Here is a 5,166-nt window from a genome sequence, read left to right as displayed (position 1 = left end):
AAATGACCCCGGACAGTGTCCGCGCGATGACCGCAAATGAACCGATCGAGGCGCGCTGGTTGATCGGATGCGACGGCGCGCACAGCATTGTCCGCCGGGCATTGAAGGTTCCCTTTCCGGGCGATACGGTCGGGTTCGCGTTCGATCTGGGCGATTTGGAACTGGAGGGTCCGAATCTGCCGGGCGACGACCTCCGGCTCTATCTGCACCATGGCAACGTCCTGCTTCTGGCGCGCCTAAAAGGAAACGTTTTCCGCGTAATCGTGGCAAAACACGGGCAGGTGCATGACCAGGAACGGCAGCCGACCGAAGCGGATTTTCAGGCGGCGATCGACCAATACGCGGGTCCGGGGATTCGCATCACGGGCTCCGAGTGGATGACGCCGTTCCGCGTCAATCAGCGCAAAGTGGAGCACTACCGCGTGGGCCATGCGTTTCTGGCTGGGGATGCGAGCCACATCCATTCGCCGGTCGGCGGACAGGGGATGAATACCGGGCTGCAGGACGCGGCGAATCTCGGGTGGAAGCTCGGCGCGGTGCGCAATGGGGCGCCGGAAACACTGCTGGACAGCTACGACGAAGAGCGCGGCGCGGTGGGTAGGGCGCTGTTGAAGGCGACCTCCCTCGGGCTTACAGCCGCGACGCTGGAGAACCCGATCGCCGAAAGGATGCGCGATGCCGTGCTTTCGTTTGGAACTCGTTTGGAGATCGTGCGCGAAGCTCTGGCGGGGTTTGTTTCGGAAACGGCGATCAACTATCGGAAGTCTTCGATCGTGGTGAACGCGGGCGAGAGGGTAGCGAATCCGGACGTCGCCGGAGGACGGTTGCTTGATCCGCTGCGGGATGGCAGGCCGCTGGTATTGGCGATCGACACGCCAGACGTCGGTAACTTGCCCAGCCGGTTTCCGCGCGCGACAGTGAAGGCCTATTCGAACGGCCAGGGGCGGCAGTTGTGGATCGTGCGGCCGGATGGGTATCTCGGCTACCGGGGTCCGGCGGACGGGCCTAAGCTGGACGCCTATGCGCGGTTGACCGGATTAGTGTGAACGGCCGGGCTTCCAGTTTCGCGATTTGCGGGGGTTCTTCGAACAGGCCGAAGATCGCGGAACCGCTGCCCGTCATGCGGGCGAGGATCGCTCCGGCGCCGGCTAGCGTCTCGCGGATTCGCGCGAGCTCGGGGTGCAGTTCGAAGACGGCCGCTTCGAAGTCGTTCCGAGCCTGGCGCAGGTCCAGCGACCAGACGAGTTCGCCGAACTGCTCGCGCTTTTGAGCGGCTTGATCTGGATCGAGGCGCGCGCTCAGGGCGTGGTAGGCTTCTGCCGTCGAGACGTGGATGTCCGGCGTGACCAGCAGTCCGTATAGTTCGGGAGCCGGCGGGAGCGGGAAAATCTCGTCGCCGCGCCCGATGCCGACCGCAGTGCCGCCGTAGAGGAAGAACGGGACATCGCTGCCGAGTTGCGCGGCCATGGCGTGAAGCTTTCGTAGGGGTGTAGGGATGCCGGTCAGGGCGGGCATCGCGCGCAACACGGCTGCGGCATCCGACGATCCGCCGCCCAAGCCGGCGCCCATCGGGATGTGTTTGCGCAGTTCGCATCGGACCGTTCCGGCGATGCCGTTTTCAGCCAGGAACAGGCGTGCGGCGCGGGCGATCAGGTTGTCTTCGATGTCGACATTGCCTTCGATGACCACCCGGGTTTCCGGCGCCGGTTCGAAGGTGAGCCCGATTTCGTCAGCTAGCGAGATGGTCTGGAAGACGGTGCGCAGTTCGTGGTATCCGTCGGGGCGCTTGCCCAGAACCCGCAGATCGAGGTTGATTTTGGCGTGAGCTTGGAGGCGCGTCACTTGTCGTACTGCAGGAGTGAAAAGACATCGTATCCCCGCAATTTCTCGCGGCCGCCGAGGAACGTCAGCTCGACGAGGAACCCCAGTCCCGCCACTTCGCCGCCCAACTGTTCGACCAGCTGGGTGACTGCCTTCGCGGTGCCTCCGGTGGCCAGCAGATCGTCGACAATCAACACGCGCGTACCCGGGCCGATGGCGTCGCGATGGATCTCGAGGGCGTCGGTCCCGTACTCCAAGTCGTAGCTGACCGAGATGCTGTGATACGGGAGTTTTTTGGGCTTGCGAACGGGAACGAAGCCCGCGTGCATGGCGTAGGCGAGGGCTGGGGCGAAGATGAAACCGCGCGCTTCGACGCCGACGATAAGGTCGATTCCAGACGAGGCGTAATGGTCTTTGAAGCCATCGATCGAGCGGCGCAGGCCGTCTTTGTCCTTCAAAAGCGTGGTGATGTCGTAAAACAGAATGCCGGGTTTCGGAAAATCGGGGACTTCGCGGATCAGGGTTTTGAGTTCGGCCATCGGCTCCCTCAAGGGTAACCGAGAGGTCTACTGGGGCGGAGGCGGCGGCGGTCCGTTGCGCATGCGGCGGCGCGCACGGTCCAGGTGCAACTTCTGGTATTCAGCCATCTGATCGGGTGTTAGAACGGCACTGACGCGGGCGAACTGCTCTTTCTGGATACGCTCCATCTCGGGGCGCGTCTGGTCCATGAGGACCCTCATCTTGGCGTGGGTGTCGTCCAGAATTCCGGAAATCTGCTGATATTGATCGGACGTGAGATGCAGGCGTTGCTGCAGCTCCGCCATGTGGTTGCGCTTCCATTGCTCGGGCGAGGGCCGGGTGTTGCTGGCCGCCACCGTCCGCAGCTCGTAGAAACGATAACCGAACACACCGATCGCGGTTCCGCAGAGGAACACAATCAGAAGATAAGCAGTGGGAATTCCGTACCGTTTGAACATTTCAAAAGCGCATTATTCGATTGTTACTTTTGGGGAGTCACTTGGAGGCCGCCTGGCCGGTAAACGAAGCGTTCTCCACCGGAACGGTGACCTGCACCGGGCCAAGATCCTGCTGGGCAAAGTGATGATTGGCGATGGTCTCGACCCAGGTTTCGTCCGTAACCTGCTGCGGAGTCACGGAGACGAAGATGCCGAGAGCGAATGCAGCCACAACGGTGGCCGTCGCGAAGATCTTGGAAAAGCGCTCGACCATCCGCGAGTTCGCGCGGCGGCTCTCGATCCGCGCCCACAATTCGGGCATGAAATTGGGATTGGCTCCGTTATAGGCGGTCGCCTCCCGATACGCCTGAAAGAGCCGGTCGAGTTTCGCTTCGTTATGCACCGTCATCGCTTGCCTTCCTTATTCACCAGCGGTTTCACGCTGCTGTCCGGGCCGTTGTCCCGGTCGCTTTCCCGCTTCCCCATGGCCTTCAAAACCCGCTGCCGCGCCCGGAACAACCGCACCTTCAATGCGTTCTCGTTGACCCGGTAAATCTCGGAGAGCTCCTTGAGCGAGAGCCCTTCGACTTCTTTCATTATTAACAGGGTTCGGTCCTGTTCGGAAACCGCACCCAACAAAGTTTTTACTTCTTCGCGAACGGCGCTGCGTTCGTCCTCGATTTGCGACGCCATGTGGCTCGCGCTGGAATCCGCCGAGACGATCTGCTGCTCGCTGAGGTCCGCCATGCGCGATTCCGGACGCCTTCGCGAGCGTCGAAGATAGTCGTAACACGCGTTCACGGTCAACCGGTAGAGCCAGGAATCGAACCCGGACGGGCTGCGCAACTGATCGAGCGCGAAATAGAGCCGTGTAAACACCTCCTGGCCGACGTCCTCGACATCCTCGGGACGGAATACCAGCCGCGAAATCGTGCCGAGAACGCGGCGCCGATAGGCATTCACGACCTGATTGAATGCCCCGGCATCACCCGCCCGGGCCCGAAGAATTAGCTCAAACTCAACCAGCATCAGAGAAATTGACGCCGGCATTTGAGTAGGCGTGCCGGCACATCAACAGGTTACACGGTTGTGAGGGTAAGGGGTTATCGCGTGGGGATGCCGCCAGAACGTGCCGGTCACCGTATGGGCTCCGGGGCACAGGCTTGGAGATGCTGCTTTCGACTTGCGCGAGCGCGATACGGTGTTCAGGAGAGATGTCGGCATGAATGGAATTGCGTTTTTCTCCTGAGCTTCGGCAGCAAATTGAGGCTAAAGCTTTAAGTCTGAACCTGGATCTCAATACCGTCGTTGCGGTCCTGTTAAAGCTCGGTTTGCGTGCCCAGGATGAGCGTGAAGAAGAGCTGCAGCGCCTTGCGCAGGCACTGCAGTCGTCCACTGAACCCGAGGAACAAGGTAGATTAGGGGAACAACTGGGCGAGATGCTCTTCGCTCGGTGAAGCTTGGGTTGTGGCGAGACTTTCCTCCGGTTCCGGATTTGAAGCGTTTATCTTATGCGGTCGGGGTCCGCTGCCGAAGACTGTACTGGAGAGCGGACAGATTCCGCGGGGCGAAGAATTACGGTGAGCCGCCGACAGTGGGCGTTTCGTAAAGACCGCGTCGCGTCCTATAAAGCTTTTGTGTAACCGTAATTTTCACGCATGCCGGACTCATCGCGAGGGACTTCCTCGAACCGGAAATCGTCGTAATCAATGAACTCGGCGGTTTAGTCCCGGCCGCTCTCGATAATCGGAGTTGCGAGGTACTTGCAAGGCAACAAGTCGAGGCGCCTTCGGAAGAGATTCCCAGCGCCTATGATCGCGCAGTCCGTCAGCGCGAGATCATTCATCTTTCGAACTACTCCACGCTAACTACACCAAGGGGCGACTAATTCCGTTCAAGCCGGCCGGCAACATAACCTCGGAGGAAGCTGTCAGCCGCCACATCGCCGCTTATGAATGGTTAACTGCCGAGCAAGGCGCATTCAAGGGAAAACGCGTGTGCGTAGCAACTTCGATGCGTCGCCTCAAGTATCCGCCCTTATAGACCGCGTGGGCCGCTTTGCTCTGTCAATCACCTCGATGTTAGCCCGGCACCGGTAAGAAAGCCATGGCACCTTTTATTAGGACCGCGTTCGTGTTATTCTCGGTGGGCTCGAAACCGCGGACGGCTTCTCTGCCCGAGCCTGAAGTAGCCGCGATTCCTATCGGCCCTGTCTTGCCAAGCCGAGTTCGAGCTTGGAGATAAGAAGTTAATGGGAACTACCGCCGATCTGTCCTCGCGAGTCGCGATCCTTACCCTTTGCTTTAGCGCCGCCGCACTGGCGTCAATAACCACGCTGACATCATCCACTGCGTCCGCGATCCTGGGCAAGAACGTTACTTTGACCGCT

7 protein-coding genes are annotated in these 5,166 nt (G+C 60.4%); 2 read left to right on the top strand and 5 right to left on the bottom strand.

Going from position 1 to position 5,166, the window contains the following annotated elements; all coding sequences use genetic code 11:
* A partial coding sequence (locus tag H1Y01_RS10110) for an FAD-dependent monooxygenase (protein WP_219341433.1) occupies positions 1-1,046 on the top strand: 1,046 nt, incomplete at its 5' end.
* Here H1Y01_RS10110 and ispE read toward each other — a convergent pair.
* Genes ispE through H1Y01_RS10085 form a run of 5 tightly spaced genes read right to left on the bottom strand, consistent with a single transcriptional unit; the run spans position 1,006 to position 3,827 of the window.
* On the bottom strand, positions 1,006-1,842 hold the full coding sequence (ispE, locus tag H1Y01_RS10105; protein ID WP_180540394.1) for a 4-(cytidine 5'-diphospho)-2-C-methyl-D-erythritol kinase: 837 nt from the start codon (positions 1,840-1,842) through the stop codon (positions 1,006-1,008). The two genes, H1Y01_RS10110 and ispE, sit on opposite strands and share 41 nt — an antisense overlap.
* Positions 1,839-2,360, bottom strand: coding sequence for an adenine phosphoribosyltransferase (locus tag H1Y01_RS10100; RefSeq protein WP_180540393.1), 522 nt, complete (start codon positions 2,358-2,360; stop codon positions 1,839-1,841). Before H1Y01_RS10100 ends, ispE begins: the two co-directional genes overlap by 4 nt.
* 27 nt (positions 2,361-2,387) lie before the next feature.
* On the bottom strand, positions 2,388-2,798 hold the full coding sequence (locus H1Y01_RS10095; RefSeq protein WP_180540392.1) for a hypothetical protein: 411 nt from the start codon (positions 2,796-2,798) through the stop codon (positions 2,388-2,390).
* Positions 2,799-2,835: 37 nt separating this feature from the next.
* Entirely contained in the window at positions 2,836-3,186 is a 351-nt protein-coding gene (locus tag H1Y01_RS10090; RefSeq protein ID WP_180540391.1) for a hypothetical protein, read from the bottom strand.
* On the bottom strand, positions 3,183-3,827 hold the full coding sequence (locus H1Y01_RS10085) for an RNA polymerase sigma factor (RefSeq protein WP_219341432.1): 645 nt from the start codon (positions 3,825-3,827) through the stop codon (positions 3,183-3,185). Before H1Y01_RS10085 ends, H1Y01_RS10090 begins: the two co-directional genes overlap by 4 nt.
* Positions 3,828-4,003: 176 nt before the next feature.
* Here H1Y01_RS10085 and H1Y01_RS10080 point away from each other — a divergent pair, with 176 nt between their 5' ends.
* Positions 4,004-4,234: a hypothetical protein gene (locus tag H1Y01_RS10080; RefSeq protein ID WP_180540390.1), complete on the top strand. Its 231-nt coding sequence runs from the start codon at positions 4,004-4,006 to the stop codon at positions 4,232-4,234.
* Positions 4,235-5,166 lie beyond the last annotated feature (932 nt).

This window comes from Nevskia soli (assembly GCF_903970205.1).
GTDB lineage: Bacteria > Acidobacteriota > Terriglobia > Bryobacterales > Bryobacteraceae > Bog-113.
Note: the sequence above shows the minus strand (reverse complement) of the source record. Positions and strands in the feature narration are given on the sequence as shown.

What these genes read in the sequence shown, in the direction of transcription:
- H1Y01_RS10100 (WP_180540393.1), bottom strand. Translation starts at nt 2,360, where the DNA reads ATGGCCGAACTCAAAACCCTGATCCGCGAAGTCCCCGATTTTCCGAAA.
- H1Y01_RS10095 (WP_180540392.1), bottom strand. Translation starts at nt 2,798, where the DNA reads ATGTTCAAACGGTACGGAATTCCCACTGCTTATCTTCTGATTGTGTTC.
- H1Y01_RS10090 (WP_180540391.1), bottom strand. Translation starts at nt 3,186, where the DNA reads ATGACGGTGCATAACGAAGCGAAACTCGACCGGCTCTTTCAGGCGTAT.
- H1Y01_RS10085 (WP_219341432.1), bottom strand. Translation starts at nt 3,827, where the DNA reads ATGCCGGCGTCAATTTCTCTGATGCTGGTTGAGTTTGAGCTAATTCTT.
- H1Y01_RS10080 (WP_180540390.1), top strand. Translation starts at nt 4,004, where the DNA reads ATGGAATTGCGTTTTTCTCCTGAGCTTCGGCAGCAAATTGAGGCTAAA.